23 protein-coding genes are annotated in these 18521 nt (G+C 67.3%); 17 read left to right on the top strand and 6 right to left on the bottom strand.

Annotation, left to right across the window (positions count from 1 at the left end):
* Positions 1 to 263 precede the first annotated feature (263 nt).
* The 4 genes from HMPREF2550_RS01400 to HMPREF2550_RS01410 are packed head-to-tail and all read left to right on the top strand — an operon-like array spanning position 264 to position 2145.
* Positions 264 to 641 carry a WhiB family transcriptional regulator gene (locus tag HMPREF2550_RS01400; protein WP_083317134.1) on the top strand — a complete coding sequence of 126 codons (378 nt, stop codon included), beginning with the start codon at positions 264 to 266 and terminating at the stop codon, positions 639 to 641.
* Between the two features lie 41 nt (positions 642 to 682).
* Positions 683 to 838, top strand: coding sequence for a Sp36 family protein (locus tag HMPREF2550_RS11990; protein WP_168167142.1), 156 nt, complete (start codon positions 683 to 685; stop codon positions 836 to 838).
* 4 nt (positions 839 to 842) lie between these two features.
* A complete protein-coding gene (locus HMPREF2550_RS01405) occupies positions 843 to 1313 on the top strand; it encodes a RidA family protein (RefSeq protein WP_070789232.1) in 471 nt (156 codons plus the stop codon).
* 19 nt (positions 1314 to 1332) lie between these two features.
* Positions 1333 to 2145 (top strand): MBL fold metallo-hydrolase, encoded by an 813-nt coding sequence (locus tag HMPREF2550_RS01410; RefSeq protein WP_070764479.1) that lies wholly within the window; start codon positions 1333 to 1335, stop codon positions 2143 to 2145.
* Between the two features lie 78 nt (positions 2146 to 2223).
* Here HMPREF2550_RS01410 and glxR read toward each other — a convergent pair whose 3' ends face one another.
* Positions 2224 to 2907, bottom strand: coding sequence for a CRP-like cAMP-activated global transcriptional regulator GlxR (gene glxR, locus HMPREF2550_RS01415; RefSeq protein WP_038587860.1), 684 nt, complete (start codon positions 2905 to 2907; stop codon positions 2224 to 2226).
* A gap of 317 nt (positions 2908 to 3224) precedes the next feature.
* Here glxR and nth point away from each other — a divergent pair, with 317 nt between their 5' ends.
* The 4 genes from nth to HMPREF2550_RS01435 all read left to right on the top strand — a co-directional run bounded on the left by nth (position 3225) and on the right by HMPREF2550_RS01435 (position 6594).
* On the top strand, positions 3225 to 4043 hold the full coding sequence (gene nth, locus HMPREF2550_RS01420; RefSeq protein ID WP_070789282.1) for an endonuclease III: 819 nt from the start codon (positions 3225 to 3227) through the stop codon (positions 4041 to 4043).
* A gap of 3 nt (positions 4044 to 4046) precedes the next feature.
* The gene (locus tag HMPREF2550_RS01425; protein ID WP_070789234.1) at positions 4047 to 4619 is read left to right on the top strand and encodes a TlpA family protein disulfide reductase; all 573 of its coding nucleotides are present in this window, start codon (positions 4047 to 4049) and stop codon (positions 4617 to 4619) included.
* A complete protein-coding gene (locus HMPREF2550_RS01430; protein WP_070789236.1) occupies positions 4612 to 5337 on the top strand; it encodes an NUDIX hydrolase in 726 nt (241 codons plus the stop codon). Before HMPREF2550_RS01425 ends, HMPREF2550_RS01430 begins: the two co-directional genes overlap by 8 nt.
* 63 nt (positions 5338 to 5400) lie before the next feature.
* On the top strand, positions 5401 to 6594 hold the full coding sequence (locus HMPREF2550_RS01435; RefSeq protein WP_070789237.1) for a MarP family serine protease: 1194 nt from the start codon (positions 5401 to 5403) through the stop codon (positions 6592 to 6594).
* 200 nt (positions 6595 to 6794) lie between these two features.
* On the opposite strand, the gene HMPREF2550_RS01440 is transcribed toward HMPREF2550_RS01435, so the two are convergent.
* Positions 6795 to 7490: an alpha/beta fold hydrolase gene (locus tag HMPREF2550_RS01440; RefSeq protein ID WP_070789238.1), complete on the bottom strand. Its 696-nt coding sequence runs from the start codon at positions 7488 to 7490 to the stop codon at positions 6795 to 6797.
* A gap of 70 nt (positions 7491 to 7560) precedes the next feature.
* A complete protein-coding gene (locus HMPREF2550_RS01445) occupies positions 7561 to 8076 on the bottom strand; it encodes a phage holin family protein (protein ID WP_070764486.1) in 516 nt (171 codons plus the stop codon).
* 206 nt (positions 8077 to 8282) lie between these two features.
* Between HMPREF2550_RS01445 and HMPREF2550_RS01450 the strand changes: the two genes are divergently transcribed.
* Positions 8283 to 9299 carry an acyl-CoA thioester hydrolase/BAAT C-terminal domain-containing protein gene (locus HMPREF2550_RS01450; RefSeq protein WP_070789239.1) on the top strand — a complete coding sequence of 339 codons (1017 nt, stop codon included), beginning with the start codon at positions 8283 to 8285 and terminating at the stop codon, positions 9297 to 9299.
* A gap of 10 nt (positions 9300 to 9309) precedes the next feature.
* Here the strand turns inward: HMPREF2550_RS01450 and HMPREF2550_RS01455 are convergent, their stop codons facing one another.
* Complete coding sequence (locus tag HMPREF2550_RS01455; protein WP_070789241.1) at positions 9310 to 10116, bottom strand: HAD family hydrolase; 807 nt, start codon at positions 10114 to 10116, stop codon at positions 9310 to 9312.
* Between the two features lie 186 nt (positions 10117 to 10302).
* On the opposite strand from HMPREF2550_RS01455, the gene ssd reads away from it, so the two are divergent.
* From ssd to HMPREF2550_RS01490, 7 genes are all read left to right on the top strand, one after another.
* Complete coding sequence (ssd, locus tag HMPREF2550_RS01460; protein WP_070789243.1) at positions 10303 to 11334, top strand: septum site-determining protein Ssd; 1032 nt, start codon at positions 10303 to 10305, stop codon at positions 11332 to 11334.
* Entirely contained in the window at positions 11331 to 12461 is a 1131-nt protein-coding gene (locus HMPREF2550_RS01465; RefSeq protein WP_371441160.1) for a TadA family conjugal transfer-associated ATPase, read from the top strand. Before ssd ends, HMPREF2550_RS01465 begins: the two co-directional genes overlap by 4 nt.
* Entirely contained in the window at positions 12458 to 13252 is a 795-nt protein-coding gene (locus tag HMPREF2550_RS01470; protein ID WP_070789247.1) for a type II secretion system F family protein, read from the top strand. Before HMPREF2550_RS01465 ends, HMPREF2550_RS01470 begins: the two co-directional genes overlap by 4 nt.
* The gene (locus HMPREF2550_RS01475; RefSeq protein WP_070789249.1) at positions 13249 to 13833 is read left to right on the top strand and encodes a type II secretion system F family protein; all 585 of its coding nucleotides are present in this window, start codon (positions 13249 to 13251) and stop codon (positions 13831 to 13833) included. The genes HMPREF2550_RS01470 and HMPREF2550_RS01475 overlap by 4 nt, the downstream gene beginning before the upstream one ends.
* A 102-nt stretch (positions 13834 to 13935) precedes the next feature.
* A complete protein-coding gene (locus HMPREF2550_RS01480; RefSeq protein ID WP_070789284.1) occupies positions 13936 to 14139 on the top strand; it encodes a DUF4244 domain-containing protein in 204 nt (67 codons plus the stop codon).
* The gene (locus HMPREF2550_RS01485) at positions 14140 to 14427 is read left to right on the top strand and encodes a hypothetical protein (RefSeq protein ID WP_070764493.1); all 288 of its coding nucleotides are present in this window, start codon (positions 14140 to 14142) and stop codon (positions 14425 to 14427) included.
* On the top strand, positions 14424 to 14765 hold the full coding sequence (locus HMPREF2550_RS01490; RefSeq protein WP_070764494.1) for an Rv3654c family TadE-like protein: 342 nt from the start codon (positions 14424 to 14426) through the stop codon (positions 14763 to 14765). Before HMPREF2550_RS01485 ends, HMPREF2550_RS01490 begins: the two co-directional genes overlap by 4 nt.
* Positions 14766 to 14775: 10 nt before the next feature.
* Here the strand turns inward: HMPREF2550_RS01490 and HMPREF2550_RS01495 are convergent, their stop codons facing one another.
* Entirely contained in the window at positions 14776 to 17160 is a 2385-nt protein-coding gene (locus HMPREF2550_RS01495) for a DEAD/DEAH box helicase (protein WP_070789250.1), read from the bottom strand.
* A gap of 195 nt (positions 17161 to 17355) precedes the next feature.
* On the opposite strand from HMPREF2550_RS01495, the gene HMPREF2550_RS01500 reads away from it, so the two are divergent.
* Positions 17356 to 17559 carry a cold-shock protein gene (locus tag HMPREF2550_RS01500; protein WP_034996968.1) on the top strand — a complete coding sequence of 68 codons (204 nt, stop codon included), beginning with the start codon at positions 17356 to 17358 and terminating at the stop codon, positions 17557 to 17559.
* A gap of 183 nt (positions 17560 to 17742) precedes the next feature.
* On the opposite strand, the gene HMPREF2550_RS01505 is transcribed toward HMPREF2550_RS01500, so the two are convergent.
* Positions 17743 to 18375: a DedA family protein gene (locus HMPREF2550_RS01505; RefSeq protein WP_366105570.1), complete on the bottom strand. Its 633-nt coding sequence runs from the start codon at positions 18373 to 18375 to the stop codon at positions 17743 to 17745.
* Positions 18376 to 18521: the final 146 nt, after the last annotated feature.

Raw genomic sequence — 18521 nt, forward strand, 5'->3', positions numbered from 1 at the left:
AAATGATCGTTTTGGTTCAGGGGAATGGGTCACTCCCCCCGTATATGTGATGCATTCGACAGGGTTGGGGGTGTGTGAATACACTTACAGATGCAAAATGCATACAGGGTTTGCAAAGCTTGCTCGGCTGTATGTGCGTTTCCTTTCTGGAAATTGCTGCATATAAAGGGTGACGCGATGTGGCTCTGCGTGGCGCGCGCGGTATTATAACTTGCGCGTCGATGAGAATTATGCACGAACGCTCTCCCGAAAGGAGCCCGATAATGACGACGACACTTGGACGCACCGGCCTGCGCAGCGGACTCAATGGAATCCGTACGGCCTCTACGACCTCGCGAAAGAGTGACGCTGCGGGCAACCTTGAGTTTGACCGCGGGGAGTGGGTCACCCAGGCGCACTGCCGCAACGGGGACCCGGACGCGCTGTTCGTGCGCGGTGCGGAGCAGCGCAAGGCCGCGGCGATCTGCCGCCGCTGCCCGGTGCAGATGGAGTGCTGCGCGGACGCGCTGGACAATAAGGTCGAGTTCGGCGTGTGGGGCGGGCTCACCGAGCGCCAGCGCCGCGCGGTGCTGCGCAAGAACCCGCACGTGACTGACTGGGCGGAGTACCTGTCCTCCGGAAAGGAAATTGAGGGGCTCTAACGCCCGTACGCGGTGCGGCCTGGCACGGTAGGGTGGTCGCCATGAAGAAATGGGAATACGCCACTGTGCCGCTACTTACTCACGCCACGAAGCAGATCTTGGATACTTGGGGCGAGGACGGGTGGGAGCTCGTTTCCGTCACCCCGGGTCCGAATCCGGAGAATGTTGTCGCATACCTGAAGCGAGAGGTGGAGTAACACAATGACTGCTACGTGGACCGCAAAACTTTCCGAGCTCGGCATCGAGCTGCCAAATGTCGCCGCCCCGGTGGCCGCCTACGTGCCCGCCACCAAGGTGGGCAACCAGGTGTGGACGTCGGGCCAGCTCCCGCTTATCGACGGGGCGTTGCCCGCCACCGGCAAAGTCGGTGCCGAAGTCAGCGCGGAAGATGCCTACGGCTACGCGCGCCAGGCGGCCCTGAACGCGATTGCCGCGGTGGACGCGCTCGTGGGCGTGGACAACATCGCGCGCGTGCTGAAGATCGTCGGCTTCGTTGCCTCTGAGCCGTCGTTTACCGGCCAGCCCGCCGTGATCAACGGTGCCTCTGACCTGATGAAGGAGGTCTTCGGGGACGCCGGGGAGCACGCCCGCTCCGCCGTGGGCGTTGCCGTGCTGCCGATGGACACCCCGGTTGAGGTGGAACTCGTCGTGGAGCTGAAGGAAGACGCCTAAACGGGGTAGGGTTGGAACCATGAAGCACCCTGCTTACAGTCAGTTGCGCCCTGTCACGACTTCCGCCGCTGTCGTTTTGGCGCCGAACCCCAGTTATGCGGCGCTTGAAGGTACGAACTCCTGGGTCATCCGCGACCCGGAGGATGAGTACAGCATTGTGGTGGATCCGGGCCCGGCGGATGAGGGGCACCTGAACGTGCTGCAGGCGAAGGCCGACAAGGTTGCGCTGATCCTGCTGACCCACCGCCACCACGACCACGCCGATGGCGCGGAGCGTTTCCGTCAGCTCACCGGCGCGCCGGTCCGCGCATTTGACCCGCAGTACTGCAACGGGGCGGAGCCGCTGGAGGACGGCGAGGTCATCTCGGTCGACGGCGTGACCCCGAAGGTGCAGGTTGTGCACACCCCGGGCCACACGAAGGACTCCGTGTGCTTCTTCGTCTACACCCACGAGGTGGAGGACGGGGAGCTCGAGGGCATCATCACCGGCGACACGATTGCGGGCCGCCACACCACCATGATTTCTGAGACTGACGGTGACGTGGGCGAGTACCTGGACACCCTCGAGATGCTGGAGTCGCGCGGCAAGGACGTCATGCTGCTGCCGGGTCACGGCCCGGAGAACGAGGACCTGTCGCAGTTCGCGCGCAAGTACATTGACCGCCGCAACCAGCGCCTCGAGCAGATCGAGCAGGCGTTGAAGGAGCACGGTGCGGACGCGGACATCAACACCCTGGTTGACGCGATCTACGACGATGTTGACCCGGTGCTGCGCGGCGCTGCCGAGCAGTCCACCCGCGTGGGGCTGCGTTACCTGCAGAACCAGAAGTAAACGCCCCTTTTCCAAGGCAAAGAAAACTGCCCCGGTTCCGTTTGGAGCCGGGGCAGTTTTTGTGCGTCTCGACAGCCGCTAGCGTGCGCGGCGTGCGAGGTGCTCGGTGTTGACGATGAGCACCGACTTGCCCTCCAGCTTGATCCAGTCGCGGTGGGCGAAGGTGGCGAGTGCCTTGTTCACCGTCTCGCGGGAAGCGCCGACCAGCTGCGCGATCTCTTCCTGGGTGAGGTCGTGGTTGACGCGCAGCGCGCCGCCCTCCTGCACGCCGAAACGGTTGGCCAGCTGCAGCAGGGTCTTGGCCACGCGGCCCGGCACGTCCGTAAAGATGAGGTCTGCCAGCGAGGCATTCGTGCGGCGCAGGCGGCGGGCGAGCACGCGGAGCAGCTGCTGGGAGATCTCCGGGTGCTGGGCGATCCAGTCCTTGAGCATCTCGGAGTCCATCGTTGCCGCGGTGACATCGGTGACGCAGACCGCGGAGGAGGTGCGCGGGCCCGGGTCGAAGATGGACAGCTCACCGAACATGTCGGAAGGACCCATCACGGACAGGAGGTTCTCGCGGCCGTCCGGCGCGTGGCGGGCGAGTTTCACTTTGCCGTCGACGATGATGTAGAGCCTGTCGCCTGGCTCTCCCTCATCAAAAATGGTGGTGCCGCGCGCGAACGTGACGGTTTCCATCTCGTTGATCAGGGTGTCGACCGCCTCAGCGTCGACGCCCTGAAAGATGCCGGCCTTGGCTAGCGTGTCCTGAATGCCTTCCATAGATCCTCCTCAAAAACGGCGGTGAGGCCCTCGCCCTCGTGGTTTGAGTCACCAAAGTCAGTTTTTTAGGGCGTGGTCACAACTTCACAAGGCAGACTCTACCAGTCGCGGCCGCTCGCGGGGGCATAAGGGAAGACTTTTTCGGGGCGCTTGCGGCGAGGACGCCGATTTTCTGCTACACGCTGGGGGCTTCCGGGTTCACCGCGACGGCTTCGAGGCGTTCCATGCCCATGGTGAACATGCCGAGGGCGAGCGGCAAGGCTGCGACGAGGATTACGGTCATAAGCCCATCGTACGTGTGCGATAGCATGGCGTGCATGTCACACACCCCTGCACCTGAGCCTCGCACGCCCCTGCCCACCCCGCAGCGGCGGCGTCGGCCGGGCACGCACCTGGCGGCGAAGGGGACAGAAACGCCGCTGGGGCGCACGCGCCGCGCGCGCCGGATCAACCGCACCCTCGCGCTGACGTTCCCGGAGGCCCGCGCGGAACTGGACTTTTCCAACCCGCTGGAGCTGCTCGTGGCGACGGTGCTCTCCGCGCAGACTACCGACGTGCGCGTCAACCAGGTCACCCCGGCGCTGTTCGCGGCCTACCCCACCGCCGCGGCCTACGCCACGGCAAACGTCGCCGAGGTCGAGGAGCTGATCCGCCCGACTGGCTTCTACCGCGCGAAGGCCGCCAACCTGGTCAACCTGGGAAAGAAGCTGGTCACCGACTTCGGCGGCGAGGTTCCGGAGGCGCTCGAGGATCTGGTCAGCTTGCCCGGGGTGGGGCGCAAGACTGCGCACGTGGTGCGCGGCAACGCCTTTGGCAAGCCGGGGCTGACCGTGGATACGCACTTCCAGCGCCTGGTGGGGCGGCTGAAGCTGAGCGAGCAGCAGGACCCGGTCAAGATTGAGCGGGAGATCGCCGAGCTGATCCCGGCTAAGGAGTGGACCATGTTTTCGCACCGGCTGATCTTCCACGGTCGGCGCATCTGCCACGCGCGCACGCCCGCGTGCGGGGCGTGCCCCATCGCCTTCGACTGCCCCTCCTTCGGCGCGGGTCCAACTGAGCCGGAGGAGGCCGAGGCGCGCGTGACCGGCCCGGAGCGCGAGCACATCCTCGCGCTTGTGCACGGGGAGGAGGACTAAGCGTTGAAGAAGACAGTGTGGGCCAGCGTCATCGGCGCGATTGTGGTGGCGTGCGCGCTTGTCGCCGGTGCCCTGTTCCTGTTGCGCCCGGCGGAGACGGGGGGCGGGGATAGCGTGGCGTCGAGAAGCGAAGAAGCCCCTGTCGCCGAGCGGCCTGACTGTGTTGCGGGCGGCGTGGGCGGCGTCGACCTGCCCTGCCTCGGCGGCGCGGAGGTGCCCGGCGAGCACGCCCCTGTGACGGTGGTCAACGTGTGGGCCTGGTGGTGCGAGCCGTGCCGGGCGGAGCTGCCCGTGCTGGAGCGCTACGCCGCCAGCCACCCGGATTACGACGTCGTCGGTGTGCACGCGGATGCGAACGCGGCCAACGGCGCGGCCTTCCTCAACGATGTCGGCGTGGAGCTTTCCAGCTACCAGGACGATTCGAACGCGTTCGCCGGCACGCTCGGCCTGCCGGGCGTTGTGCCGATCACGGTGGTCTTCCGCGACGGGCAAAAGGTCGGCGCGCTGGCGCAGGCTTTCGAGACAGAAGAGGAGCTGGCGCGCGCCGTCGAGGAGGTGCTCGCGGGCAGTGCTTAACGACGTCACGCTCCAACCCGAGCACGCACCACAGTGGCTCAAACCGCTCGTGGAAAAACTCCAGCACGACACGCACCGCTCGCGAGCCCGCCGCCTGCTGGGCGAGCGCGTGCCACAGGGCGCGCCGGAAGGGGGCGACGAGGCGGCCGTGCTCATCCTCTTTACCGGCGATGCGGACGCAGTCACCGTGCCGGACGACGCGCACGTGCTGATCACGCACCGCACCCCGCGCATGCGCAGCCACTCCGGCCAGATGGCGTTTCCCGGCGGGCACATCGACGTCGGCGATCGCGGGCCGGTGGACGCCGCGCTGCGCGAGGCCCGGGAGGAAACCGGCCTGGACCGCAGCCGCGTCGTGCCCCTGGCCACGCTGTCCACGGTGACCACCGGCGGGAGTGGACGGCGCGTGCGACCCGTCGTTGCGTACGCCGCGCGCCCCGGCGAGACGTATGTGGCCAGCCCCTTTGAAACCGACGACGTGTTCTTCATGGCCGTGCGCGATCTCGTCGACCCCGCCAACCGCCTGCAGGTGGGCCGCGGCCGCTACGCCGGACCCGCGTTCCGCACCGGCTGCTACGTGGTGTGGGGCTTTACCGCAGCGCTTTTGTCCGTGCTGCTGGAGCAGGCGGGCTGGGCGCGCGCCTGGGACCGCACGCTCCACGATTTGGATGCCGTGCTTGCGCGTTCCTGTAATGGTGAGCCGCGCTACGCGCGCTAGACTGCAACGAGCTACGCGGCCCTTGCGCGGGCGCATTCGTAATGGAGAAGGAGTACGCAGCAGGTGACAGGACACGTAATCGTAGACCTGGTGGCTGTGGTACTCATCCTCGCTGCGGTGATCAGCGGCTGGCGGCAGGGCCTGATCGCGGCGATCTTTACCGCGCTCGGCAGCGTGGCCGGGCTCGTCGCGGGCTACTTCGCCGCGCTGCTGGCGGTCAACTACGTCGACGGCCAGGGCATGCGGACCATCGTGTTTCTGTCGGTGGTCGTGGTGTTCGTGGGCCTGGGCAATCTCGCCGGCTCCTACGTCGGCGACACGCTGCGCCCGTCGGCGCGCTGGGCACCCGCCCGCGCTCTGGATTCGATCGCGGGGGCCGCGCTGCAGGCGATCGCGACGGCGCTCGCACTGTGGATCGTCACGGTCCCCCTGATCAGCGGCTTGCCCGAGCAGCCGAGTGAGGCACTGCGTCAATCGCGCGTGCTTTCGCTTATCGACGCCACCATCCCCGAATCTTTCGTCCAACTCCCCGCAAAAATGTCCTCCCTGCTGCACGAGACGGGCATGCCACCGCTGGTCTCCCCGTTCCGGACAGACGCGGCAAATGAGGTCGACGCCCCGAACCCGGCGGCGGTCACCCCGGAGCTGGTCGAAGCCAGCCGCCCGAGCGTGGTGCACGTGGTGGGCGACTCGCAGACCTGCCACCACCGGCTCATGGGCAGCGGCTTCGTCATCGCCGAAGACTACGTACTGACCAACGCGCACGTGGTGGCGGGCACGCAGTCGGTGTCGCTGGATACCGTGGTGGGGGCCAAGCCCGCCGACGTGGTGTTCTACGACCCGGAGGTAGACATCGCCGTCCTCCGCGCCACCCAGCTCGGACTCCCCGAACTGCACTGGGCCGAGCGCGAGCTGCGCCACGGCAGCGACGCGGTGGTGATGGGCTTCCCGGACTCCGGCCCCTTCGCCGCCACCGCCGCACGCGTGCGCAGCAAACTGGAGATCAGCGGCCCCGACATCTACACCGCCGGCCGCATCGAGCGGAGCGCCTACACCATCCGCGGCGACGTCCGCCAGGGCAACTCCGGAGGACCGCTTCTGAACACGGAAGGCCAGGTCGCCGGCATGATCTTCGGCACCGCAACCGACGTCGATGAGACCGGCTACGCCCTCACCAGCGCGCAGGTCCGCGAGCGGGTCGGCGAGGTGGAGAAACTCACGACGCCCGTGGACACCCGCTCCTGTGTGGTGGGGTAGTTCCGTTTCTTGGGGGTTTGGTTGGGGGGTCTGGTTGGGGGGTCTGGTTGGGGGTCTGGTTGGGGGTTCTAAATGGAGCTAGCTCCATTTGGGCCTGGGGCGTCCGGAAAACGCCTGGTCGCGGGAATCCGTTTGTCCTAAATGGAGCTAGCTCCATTTGAATTTGGTCCGCCCAGATTTGGTCCGCCGAGCGCAAGCGCTTAGGCGTCCAGGCGCTGGCCGACGGCGGCCACGAAGTTCTGCGGGGCAACTACGTGCGCCAGCGGTCCGAGGTCAAGTGCCTGGCCGCGGGCGTCCCCGCCGTGTCCGCGGAGGCGGTGGGTGGCCAGGATATGGGGCAGTGCGTTGTCGATGCGGCGTGCGCGCAGCCGTAACGCGAGCGCTTCTTCGGTATCAGCGCTGATGTCATCTGTCGCGGCCAAACCACGTGCAAAACCGTTCCGCCACGCGCGGTCGAGCACGTCGCGGCCTCGCGGCAGCCGCTGCAGTACACGGGCGGGCGCGTGGCGCAGGAGCAACGGTAGCGGGGGCTCGGCGGGCAGCGTGAGAGTGCGGCGGACGAGATGCGGGGCGGCTTCCGCGAGCGCGGAGGCGATGACCGCGCCGGTGTCTGCGGCAATGATCGTGGCCTCGGTGTGGCCGAGGGTTGCGATCGCGCCTTTGAGATCGCCGCGCAGGAGGTGGAGTGTGTCGCCGCTGCGCGGGGCGGGCTTGTCGGACAGGCCAAAGCCCCGCTGGTCCAGGGCGGCTACGTGGTAGCCCAGGCTGGCGAGCGGGGCGATCGTGTGGCGGAAGTCGAACCAACCGCCGTAGGCACCGTGCAGGAGCACGATCAGCGGGTCGGTAGGCGCACCCGCGACCGCGGCGTGCAGGCGCACGCCGCGGGTGTGCAGCATCCGGTGCCGGAAATCCCCCGGCAGGTCAACGACCGAGGGCGGCGTGGGGCGGGGGCGCTGCAGGGGAAGGCTACTTTTCTACGGAGGTGTACAGGCCGCTGGAGTCCTTGGTCAGGTTCTTCTGCGCCTGACCCGGGCGGAGGTGCTTCAGCTCGTTGACGGACTCGATGGTCTTCTCCGGCGCCTTGATCTTCTTCACCTTCTTGAAGCCGATGAAGGCGAGCAGGCCAGCCAGGGCGATCATGATGAGGAAGACGATCAGGAAGGCCCAGCCGCGGTGCATCCAGGAGGCCAGCATCTCGGCCAGCGCGAAGAAAGCGAAGAAGGAGGAGTACAGGGCGATCACGCCCGCGACGGCGAACAGGCCACCGCCGACGGCACCCTTCTTTACCTCGCCGACGATCTCGGTCTTCGCCAGCTCGATCTCGCCGCGCACGAGCGTGGAAACCTGCTCGGTGGCGTTGGAGACCAGGGTGCCAATGGAATCGCGGCCCGGCTGGGTCGTATCGGTATCGCGCAGCGGAATGGAATTCACCTTGCCGGAAACCGCTGTGGATCCGCTGGTGTACAGACCGTCGTTGCTCACTGTTGTGTCACCTTCCTGCATGTCGCGCCGGGAGCGGGGCAGTTACGTGCCCGCGCTCGGCGCGCGTGAAGCATTCTGTTTCAAGTATTGTCCACAACGACTTTAGCTATAGTCACTCGTTTGTGCCCGTATTGGGGCCGGACGAATGCGTAGCCGATTGCGGTGAGCCGGGTGCCACAAGGCCGGTTTTGGTAGGGTGGCGCGCAATGAAAGCGCTGAAAGTCCTTGGCAAAATCTTCCTCGCGCTGGTGGCAGCGCTGCTTATCCTTGCGCTCGTGGTGGTGGGGCTGCGCGCGTACAACCACCACACCTATCCGGTGCTGTCGCAGGGTTTTGGTGGGGAAGGAAAGGCGCGCGAGGAGGCGTCGATAAGCACTGCCCCAATCGAGGGCGAGCAGGTCAGCGGTGTGCACCTGAGGCCTGCGGAGAAGACGCATCCTGGTGTGGTGGTCGTGTACGGCGGCTCCGAGGGCGGGCGCGATGCACCGCGCGCGCAGTGGCTGGCCAGCGAGGGTTTTGAGGTGCTGAGCATGCACTTTTTCGGCCAAGCGCAGCAGGAGCCGTTGCTGGCGAACGTGCCGCTGGAGCAGTTCGACGAGGTGAGCGACTACATTGCGGAGCACACGGGCGGCGGGCCGGTGACGGTGATTGGTACGTCGAAGGGCGCGGAGTTTGCGGAACTTCTGGCGGCGAAGGGCTTTGCAGTGGACAATCTGGTGGCGTTCGTGCCCTCGCATTACAGTTACTCGGGGCTCGGTGAGCAGGGGAGATACGAGGACCCCAGCTTTACCTACCAGGGCGAGCCGGTGCCCTTTGCGTCCTTCCGCACTGGGTCGATCGCGGTCGGCCTGAAGCTGGCGTGGGACATGGCCACTGGCTACCCGCCGTCGTACCGTGCGACATACGAGAACGCCGCCGAACACGCGGAGGAGGCGGCAAAGATCGACCTTGCCGGGTTCGGCGGCAACGTGTTGCTGTTCGCGGGCGAGGACGATCAGATGTGGCAGTCCGACGTGGCCGCCCGCGAGCTGGAGCAGCAGAGCGAGCGCATTGAGGCGCACGTGTACCCGGACGCGGGGCACATCTTCTTTGAGGATTCGGACAAGGTGCCGCACGGCTGGCAAATCATGTTCGGCGGCACCCCGGCGGGCAATACGGCGGCGTACGAGGACTCGCGCGCGGTGCTGCTCGAGCGCCTCGCGCAGTGGCACGGGGCGCAGTAGGGGGCAGTATTTACGCGGAGCGGTTTTCGCGGATGACGGCGCGGGTGACCAGCGTGCCGACGACGGCGAGGGCTGTCAGGCCCGCGATCACGCCTGCGCCGATGCCCACCTCGCGGGCGTTCGGCATCTGGATCAGCGGCTCCGGGTTCTTGAAGGTGCGCAGCTCCCAGCCCTTAGACATCGCGTGTTTGCGCAGCGCGCGGTCCGGGTTCACGGCCACCGGGTTGCCCACCGCAGCGAGCATCGGGATGTCGGTGGCGGAGTCGGAGTACGCGTAGCTGCGCGCCAGGTCGTAGTCGTGCTTGCGGGCGAACTGCTCGATAGCCTCGGCCTTCGCGTCGCCTTTGAGGTAGCGCAGGATGGTGCCGGTGAGCTTGCCGTCGACAACCTCGAGCGTGGTGGCCACCACGGTGTCCACACCCAGCTCGGCGGCGATCGGTTCGACCAGGATGTCGGCGGAGGCGGAGATGATGATTACCTCGTGGCCGGCGGCGCGGTGCTCGTCGATAAGCTCGCGCGCCTCGCTGTAGATCGCGGGCGCGACGACGTGATGCATCGTGTCGGTGGTGATGCGGGTGACCTCGTCGACGTTCCAGCCCTTGATCAGCTGGCTGAGGTGGTCGCGCGAGGCGTCCATCTGGTCGCTGGAGTGCCCGACGAGCATGTAGCTTGCCTTGGAAAGGTAGAGGTCAAGCGCATCCTGGCGGGTGATCAGCCCGTTGTTGAAGAACTCTTTGCCGAAGGCATAGGCAGACGACGTCGCGATGATCGTCTTGTCTAGGTCGAAAAATGCCGCCACCGGCCTACGAGTTGCCATGGGGGTAAGTCTAACCCCGAATCCTCTGTAGAGCCTCAGCATGCCTCGTGCAAATGCTGAGACGCATGTGCATGGTGTGCCGAAGTTATCCACAACACGCGCATTTTGGATGGGCGAAATGGGCAAGTTATCCACAGATTTCCTGGGGGCCTTGCGGGTGCGGGTTTCGCGTGTCATCCTTTTGGCATGAATCAAACACAAGAAACGAATCGCAATTGGGGGCGGACGATCGTCGTGGCGGTCGACGACCCGCTCCTCCATCCCGAAGCTACCCACCTCGCCGCCGCTGCCGGCCATTCTGTCGTGGACGTGACCGACCCCGGCATGCTTGCCGCGTATGCGGAGAAAGCGTTCGCCCTGCTTATCGACGCCACGTGGGCGCCCCACCTCGCGCAGCGGCGCCACCGCAACGTCTTCGTCGTTGCCGGCAGTTTGGATGCGGCCGAAGCGTACCCAGGAGCTTTCGTCCTGCCCGCCCAGGCCGGCGACCTGCTTGTCGCACTCGGCGAGCTCTACCGCGCCCCGGAACGTGCAACCGAAACCGGCACCATCGTCGCCGTACTCGGCGCAGGCGGCGGGGTCGGCGCATCCGTGCTTGCCTGCGCGCTTGCCCGTAGCCGCGCGGATACGGCCACGCTTATCGACGGCCACCGCCTCTCCGGCGGACTCGACCTCCTTTTAGGCATCGAGGAACACCCGGGCGCGCGCTGGGGCGAGATTGCCCTCGGCGAGGGGGCGGTGGAGCGTGCGGATGTGCGCCGCGCCCTGCCCGCCACCAAGGACGGGTGCGCGGTGCTGACCTTTGCGCGCAGCACGGTCGCTGATCCGTTTCGGCTCACGCCCGGCGAGCTCGACCGGGTTTGTGCCGCGGTGGGGACCTCTGGGCTGACCGTGTTGGACATCCCCGTCGACCTGCTGCCTGCGCGCTGCGACCTCGCCGTCATCGTGGTCACCCCGACGGTGCGCTCTGTGTGCGCGGCCTCCCAGCTGGTACTCGAGTGCAACGCGGCGGGCGTGCCGCACACGCTGGTGCTGCGGGAGGGCACGTGGCAGGGCGTCGATGAGCATGGCGTGGCGCGCGCGACGGGTTCGCGCATCTGCCAGCGCGTCCCCACTCTGCGCCGCCTGCCGCGCGCGGTGGATACCGCGGGCCTGCCCGCGCGCCTGCCCGCCCCGCTGCGTCGCGCTGCCGACGCCGTGCTCGCGGAGGTGGCCTGATGGAAACGAGTGAGATCCTCGCGCGCGTCCAGCGCCGGCTTGCCGACGAGCACACGCACCCCAGCCCCGACCGCCTCGCCGCCCTGATCCGCGAAGAAGCCGTGGTGATCAGCGACCTCGACGTGCTCGCCCTGATGCGCAAGCTACGCGACGACACCACCGGCGCGGGCCCACTCGAGCCGCTGCTGGCTGCGGGCGACGTCACCGACATCTGCGTCAACGGCCCCGACCAGGTCTTCGCCGACCGCGGGCACGGCCTGGAGCGCTGCGAGATCACTTTCGAAACCGAGGAAGCGGTGCGCGCGCTGGCCACCCGCCTCGCGCTGAGCTGTGGGCGCAGGCTTGACGACGCCCAACCGTTCTGCGACGGCCACCTCACCCGCGACGACGGCACCCTGCTGCGCTTCCACGCCATCTTAAGCCCCACCGCGAAGGTGGGCACCTGCCTCTCCCTGCGCGTACTGCGCACCGCCACCGCCTCCCTCGACGAGCTGGAGGCGCGCGGCTCCATCGACGGGGCGGTGGCCGGGGTACTGCGCGAAATGGTTGCGCGCCGCCGCGCCTTCCTCGTCGTCGGCGGTACCGGCTCCGGCAAAACCACCCTGCTGTCCGCACTGCTCGCCGAGGCCGACCCATCCGAGCGCATCATCGCCATCGAGGACACTCTCGAACTGACCCCGCATCACCCACACGTGCTCAACCTCACTACGCGTGCGGCCAACGCCGAGGGGGCCGGCGCCATCTCGATTGCAGACCTGGTGCGCCAGGCACTGCGCATGCGGCCGGACCGGATCGTCGTCGGCGAGATCCGCGGTGCCGAGGTCGTGGACCTGCTCGCCGCGCTCAACACCGGCCACGACGGGGGAGCGGGCACCCTGCACGCCAACTCCATCCACGAGGTCCCCGCCCGGCTGGAGGCGCTCGCCGCCTTGGGTGGTCTCGACCGCGCCGGGCTGCACTCCCAGCTCGCCGCCGCTGTCGACGCCGTCGTGGTGGTCAAGCGCGGCCCCGACGGCAGGCGCTTCGTCCACCAGCTCGGCGTACTCGAGGGTCAACCCGTCACCGCGCGCGTGGTGTGGGACAGCGAGACTGGCGCGGCCGCAGGATTCGAGGAGCTGATCCGATGAACCCCCTCGTCTTCCTTGCCGCCGCCGCGGTGCTGCACGCCCCCGCGCCTGCGGGCCGCCTCGGCGCTGATGCTGACCAGCCGCGCCAGCGCGGGTGGCGCTCGGCGCGAGTGCAAGCCTGGGCCTGGAGCGGGGTCAGCGTGGTCGCGTTCGGGCTCATCGTCGCCGAGCGCATTACGGTGGTGATCGCCGTGGCGCTCGCCGGGGCCACCGCCATAGACACGGTGCTGCGCCGCCGACAGCAGCGCATGAAAGCACGCGGGGCCCGCGTGACCGCGGACTTTCTGGGGCACGTGGTCTCCAACTTGGACGCCGGCGCACCCCTAGAGCGTGCTTGCGTCACCGCTGCAGAGAGGCTTCCCGACGATGCGCCGCCGCAGCTTCAACGCGACATCCACCGAATCAACCGGCGCTTGCGCGCAGGCCAGTCCGTCGGCACCGCGGTGGAGAGTGAGCAGCCGGAACTGCAGCGCCTGGTCGCCCTGTGGCAGCTGGCGCAGCGCCGCGGCGTGCCGGTGGCTAACCTGCTGCGCACCGCGCGCGACGAGCTCGACCGGGCCCAGCGTCACCGCGCCGCCACCACCGCCGCACTCGCCGGACCGCGCACGACCGCGACTGTGCTCGCCGCGCTGCCCCTGGCAGGCATCGGCATGGGCGCGGCGATGGGGGCCAACCCGATCGGCTTGCTCACCTCCGGCGGGCTTGGTGGGATTCTGCTCGTTGTCGGCACCGCGCTGGTGTGCGCCGGGGTCTGGCTTTCCCGACTCATCATCGAAAGGGCGGCGCAATGATCTCCCTGACCACAGCACTTTTCCTCGCGGCCGCGCTTGCGATGCCGCCGGTGTGTCCCGACGTACGCGTGAAGTACCTGCGCGGCGACGGCCCGAAGACCCCGCGAGACGGCCCTCGCGGGGCCGCACCGCCCGTAAACGCGCACCGCGCGGTGGCAGACATCACCCTGTTTGCCGCCTGCTGCGAAGCGGGGCTCCCGCTGGCCACCGCCGCCGCAGCCGTCGCCGACACGTACGAAGAGGCAGACGGCGAATCCGGCAGCGCCTGGCACACGGTCGCCGCGCTGACGGCGCTCGGAGTCAACCCCGAGCGCGCCTGGAACGAGCTCCACCCACTCCCGGGCGGTGCGGAGCTCGCCGGGCTTGTGGCCTTATCCAACGCTTCCGGTTCCGCCATCGTCGCAGGCTGTTCGCGCATCGTCGAACGCCTGCAGGCAGAGGCGGCGGACGAAGCAAAGGAGAAGGCAGAACGCGCCGGGGTGCTCATTGCCATCCCGCTGACCGCCTGCTTTCTCCCGGCGTTCTTCGTCCTCGGGCTCGCGCCCGCCGTGATCAGCTTGGGCAGCGCCTTGTTGCACTAGACCACCTATCCACCACGATTTCGACACCAACACTCGACCTCAGAATCGACACAGAAAAGGAACAGACGTACCATGAACACCATCACCATTGAAGCCCTGAAGATGTCCTACTCGTTGCGCGGCTACGCTGCGAAAAAGGCAGAAAAGCTACGAGACGATAGCGGGATGTCGACCATTGAATATGCATTCGGCTCCCTGGCGGCTGCGGCGCTGGCTGGCGTGCTGTACCTGGTGGTCAACGGCAGTGGCGTCTCCTCCGCCATCGAGGACGTGATCACCGACGCACTGACGAACACCCCGACGTAGATGACCAGCATTGAGACCGCGCTCTCGCTCTCCGCCCTGGTGACCGTCGCTGCGGCAATCGTCGCCGGGATCGCCACCGTGGCCACCTACATCGCCGCCGTCGACACCGCCGGGGCCGCCGCTCGTGCCCACGCCATCGGCGTGGACTACGAGCCGGTACGCGGGCATGTCGACATTAGCGAATCCGGTGGGATCGTCACCGTCACCGCGAACGTGCCCGCAGCGCTCGGGCACATGCGGGCGACGGCGCGCTACCCGGTCGAATACGCCACCGGGGGTGCCAAGTGAAGTTCTCGCGCAGCTTGGGCGATGAGTCCGGCTCGGCGACGGTGGTTGCTGTCGGCATCATCACCGCAGTGGTGGCGCTGGCGCTTTCCGTCATCGCCATCGGAGCCCGGGCCGCCGACCAGCACCGGGTGCGCATGGCGGCTGATCTGGCTGCGGTGGCCGGAGCGACGGCGCTGTACACCGGCGGCGCGGCCTGTGCGGTTGCGGAAGAAACCGCACGGCTTAACGACGCCGCCGCGCAGGCCTGCGACATCGACGGCGGCGACGTCACCGTGGAGGTCAGCATCGCCGGTGCGCGCGCGACCGCCAAAGCCGGACCGGTAGAGGAAGGGAGGTGAAAGGAGGGCGTTACGCGTTTGGCGTCGTGAAGCTGGCCTCGGCAGTCATCGACGCCAGCGCGCCCAGCAGCTTCAGCGCAGCGTGCTTGTTCAGCGGCTGGTTGCCGTTGCCGCACTTCGGCGACTGCACGCACGACGGGCAGCCGTCCTCGCACTGGCAGGAGCGCACCGCCTCGAAGGTGGCTGTGATCCACTCGCCAAAGCGCGCGTAGCCCTCATCGGCAAACCCCGCTCCGCCGGGGTGGCCGTCGTAGACAAACACCGTCGGCAGCATCGTGTCCGGGTGCAGCGCCGTCGACACCCCGCCAATATCCCAGCGGTCGCACGTGGCGAGCAGCGGCAGCAAGCCAATGGCCGCGTGCTCGGCCGCGTGCAGCGCGCCTGGGATCTCCCCGGCAGCAATGCCCATCGCCTCCAAGGCGAGCGGGTCGATGGTGTAGGCCACCGCGCGGGTGATCAGAGTCTGCTCGGGCAGGTCGAGCGGGATGTGCTCGGAGACGGTGCCGTCGGCAAGCCGCACAACGTAGCCGGTGACCCGGTCAGTGACCTCCACGTCCACGCTGGCAACCCACAGCCCCGGAGACGGGTTACAGCGGGCGGTGGCTTCGCCCAGGATCGCGATGTCGGTTGTCGAGCGCGCCTGCGTCGAGTAGTCGGGCGAATCCGGCACCACCAGCGCCACGTAGTTCTCAAGGTCCAGCTGCTGGACCACGAAGGACTCGCCCTGATGCAGGTAGACCGCGCCGTCGTGGACTTGGGTCGCGGCGCGCGCCGCATCCACAGTGCCTAGCAGCCGCCCGTCGGTGGCATCGACGATCATCACCTCTTCGCCCGTGCCGCCGCGCAGCGACACAGAGGCGTGGGCGGTCTCCGGGGTGAGCTCGCCCTCGATGAGCGGGGTGGCGAACCAGCCGCGGGGGCGGCGTCGCAAAAAGCCCTCCTGGGTGAGTTTTTCCACCACCTCGCGGGCACCGAAGGCCTCAACGTCGGCCTCGGTGAGCGGGCGCTCCACTGCGGCGCAATAGACGTGCCCGCGCAGAATGTAGGGGTTGTGCGGGTTAAACACCGAGGTCTCCACCGGTTTGCCCAGCAAAGCCTCCGGGTGGTGGACCAGGTAGGTGTCCATCGGCTCGTCGCGCGCCACCATGACCACTACCGACGCCTGCCCGCGCCTCCCCGCGCGTCCCGCCTGCTGCCGGAAAGACGCGACCGTGCCCGGGAACCCGGCCATTACCACCGCGTCGAGCCCGCCGACGTCGATGCCCAGCTCCAGGGCGTTCGTCGTGGCCAGCCCCAGCAGGTCGCCATCATCGAGCGCGCGCTCTAGCTTCCGACGGTCCTCCGCCAGGTAGCCCGCTCGGTAGGACGCCACCCGGTTTGCCATATCGGCGCGGCCCGCCACCACCAGGTCCTCCTGGGCGCGCAACGCCACCGTCTCCGCGGCGCGCCGGGAGCGCACAAACGTCAGAGTGCGGGCGCCCTCCTTGACCAGCGTGGCCATGATCGCCGCAGCCTCCGTCGAAGCGGCATAGCGCACCGGTGCACCGTGCTCGCCCTCGGCACCCTCGATGAACCCGGGCTCCCACAGAGCGATGGTTCGCGTGCCGGTCGGGGCGGTGTCGTGGGTGATTGCCGTGACCTCGCGGCCGCACAGGCGGGAAGCGTGCGCGGCTGGATCGGCCGCCGTCGCGGAAGCGAAGACCACTACCGGGTGCGCGCCGTACGCGGCGGCGATCCGCAGCAGGCGACGCAACACGAGAGAGACGTTCGCGCCGAAAACGCCGCGGTAGGTGTGGCACTCGTCAACAACGATAAAGCGCAGGTGGCGCAGGAAACGCGCCCACCGCGGGTGCGCGGCAAGGATGCCGGCGTGCAGCATGTCCGGGTTGGAAAAGACGAAGCGGGAAGCCTCGCGGATACCGGCGCGTGCCTCGGTCGGCGTGTCCCCGTCGTAGGGGGCGGGGTGAACCCCGGAAAGCTCGTCGATCTGTGAGGTCATCCGCGCCGTGGCCTGCAGCTGATCCGAGCCGAGCGCCTTCGTAGGGGTGAGGTAGAGCGCACACGCCGTCGGGTCCTGCGCCAGCGCAGTGAGGATGGGCAGCTGGTAGCCCAGCGACTTGCCCGAAGAAGTACCGGTGGCAAGCACCGTGTCGTGGCCCTCCCACACCGACTGCGCACATTGTGCTTGGTGGGCGTAGGGGGAGGTGATGGTGGCGCCGATAAGCAACTGCTTGAGCGACGGAAGAACCCACTCGGGCCAGTCGGCGAACTGCGCGGGGGTAGCCTCGCACTCCTCGACGTGCGTGATGGTCGAGGTGCCAAAACGCCCGCGGAGCTGGGCAATGAGCTCCTGGCCGAGCGAACTGGGCGGGGGAGTGGGGCGGTGATCAGTCATGACACCGAAAAGTATGCCATCTTGCTATGCCAAACCCTCGAAGTCATGGCAGACTGGTGCGTGGTCAGAAGATTTTGTGTGCGCCCTTGAAAAGGTGCTCGCGAGGTTAGTTGACGCGGGCACCAGGCACTTAGAGATGGTCCTGGTGGACGACCAAACACATCTCACCCAAGTTTTTTAGTGAAAGGTTTCACCATGGCTACCGGAACTGTGAAGTGGTTCAACGCAGAAAAGGGCTTCGGCTTCATCGCACCGGACGACGGGTCCTCCGACGTCTTCGTGCACTACTCCGAGATCCAGGGTTCGGGCTTCCGCACCCTGGAGGAGAACCAGCAGGTCGAGTTCGAGGTGGGCGAGGGTGCCAAGGGCCCGCAGGCCCAGCAGGTGCGCGCGCTGTAAGCTTCGCGCTTTTTGAGTAGGGCCTCGTTGCCGGTTTTGTCCGGTGGCGGGGTCTTTTTGTGGTTCTGGCGGAAAAGCGTGAAAGATTCGACCGTTTTTTGGGGCGGTTTTGCGTTTCCCCAGGTCAGCGAATGGTAGTATGTGGAATCTCTCACGGGCTCACTCGCCAAGCCCCCAGACCCCCTACAACGACGACTGCCCCCGGCGCTCGTCGCGCCAGTCGAAGAATTTGGCCTGCAGCTTCTGTATGCCGAAGCCGACGAGCGAGCCGAGTAGGACGCCGACCACCATGCCGAGCAGTGGGATGTCGGAAAACAGTGCGCCGCCGGCGTAGCCGATGCCCACGGAGAGGATCGCCCAGATGATCACGCCGATGGTGTCGTAAAAGAAGAAGGCGAACCAGTTGTAGCGCACCGAGCCCAGCACGATCGTGGCCACCCAGCGCGCCCAAGGCAAAAAGCGGCCGACGATGATGGTGGGCCCGGCACCGCGGTGCATGTTGCGCCGCACCCACAGGATGGCTTGGCCTGCCTTGGACTCGGGGTCGAGGCGTTCGACGAATCCGATGAGGCGGGCGCCGAGGGCGAAGCAGAGGTTGTCGCCGATAATCGCGCCGATGATCGCGGCGGCGATGACGGCTTTCACACTCGGCACGCCTTGGGAGGCGGCGAAGGCACCGGCGAGGTTGAGCACGGTCTCCGAGGGCACGATGGGGGCGAGCGCGTCTGCGATGATGAGCAGGGTGACCAGGGGGTAGAACAATGGGGTGCCCATGAGCATGTGGAGGAAGTCGATGAACGGGTCGAACATTTCCATGGGAACCTCCTCTCAAATGCCTGCTCACGGCGTTGCACCGTGCGGTGCGTCGAGTCTACGATACGCCCTCGGTGGGGGAGTGTGCAGCGTCGCGTCTGCTACAAATATTGGTGTTTGAGATCCGGCTTTCATTCGCGCCAGCCGGA

Source organism: Corynebacterium sp. HMSC074A01 (assembly GCF_001831515.1).
Taxonomy (GTDB): domain Bacteria; phylum Actinomycetota; class Actinomycetes; order Mycobacteriales; family Mycobacteriaceae; genus Corynebacterium.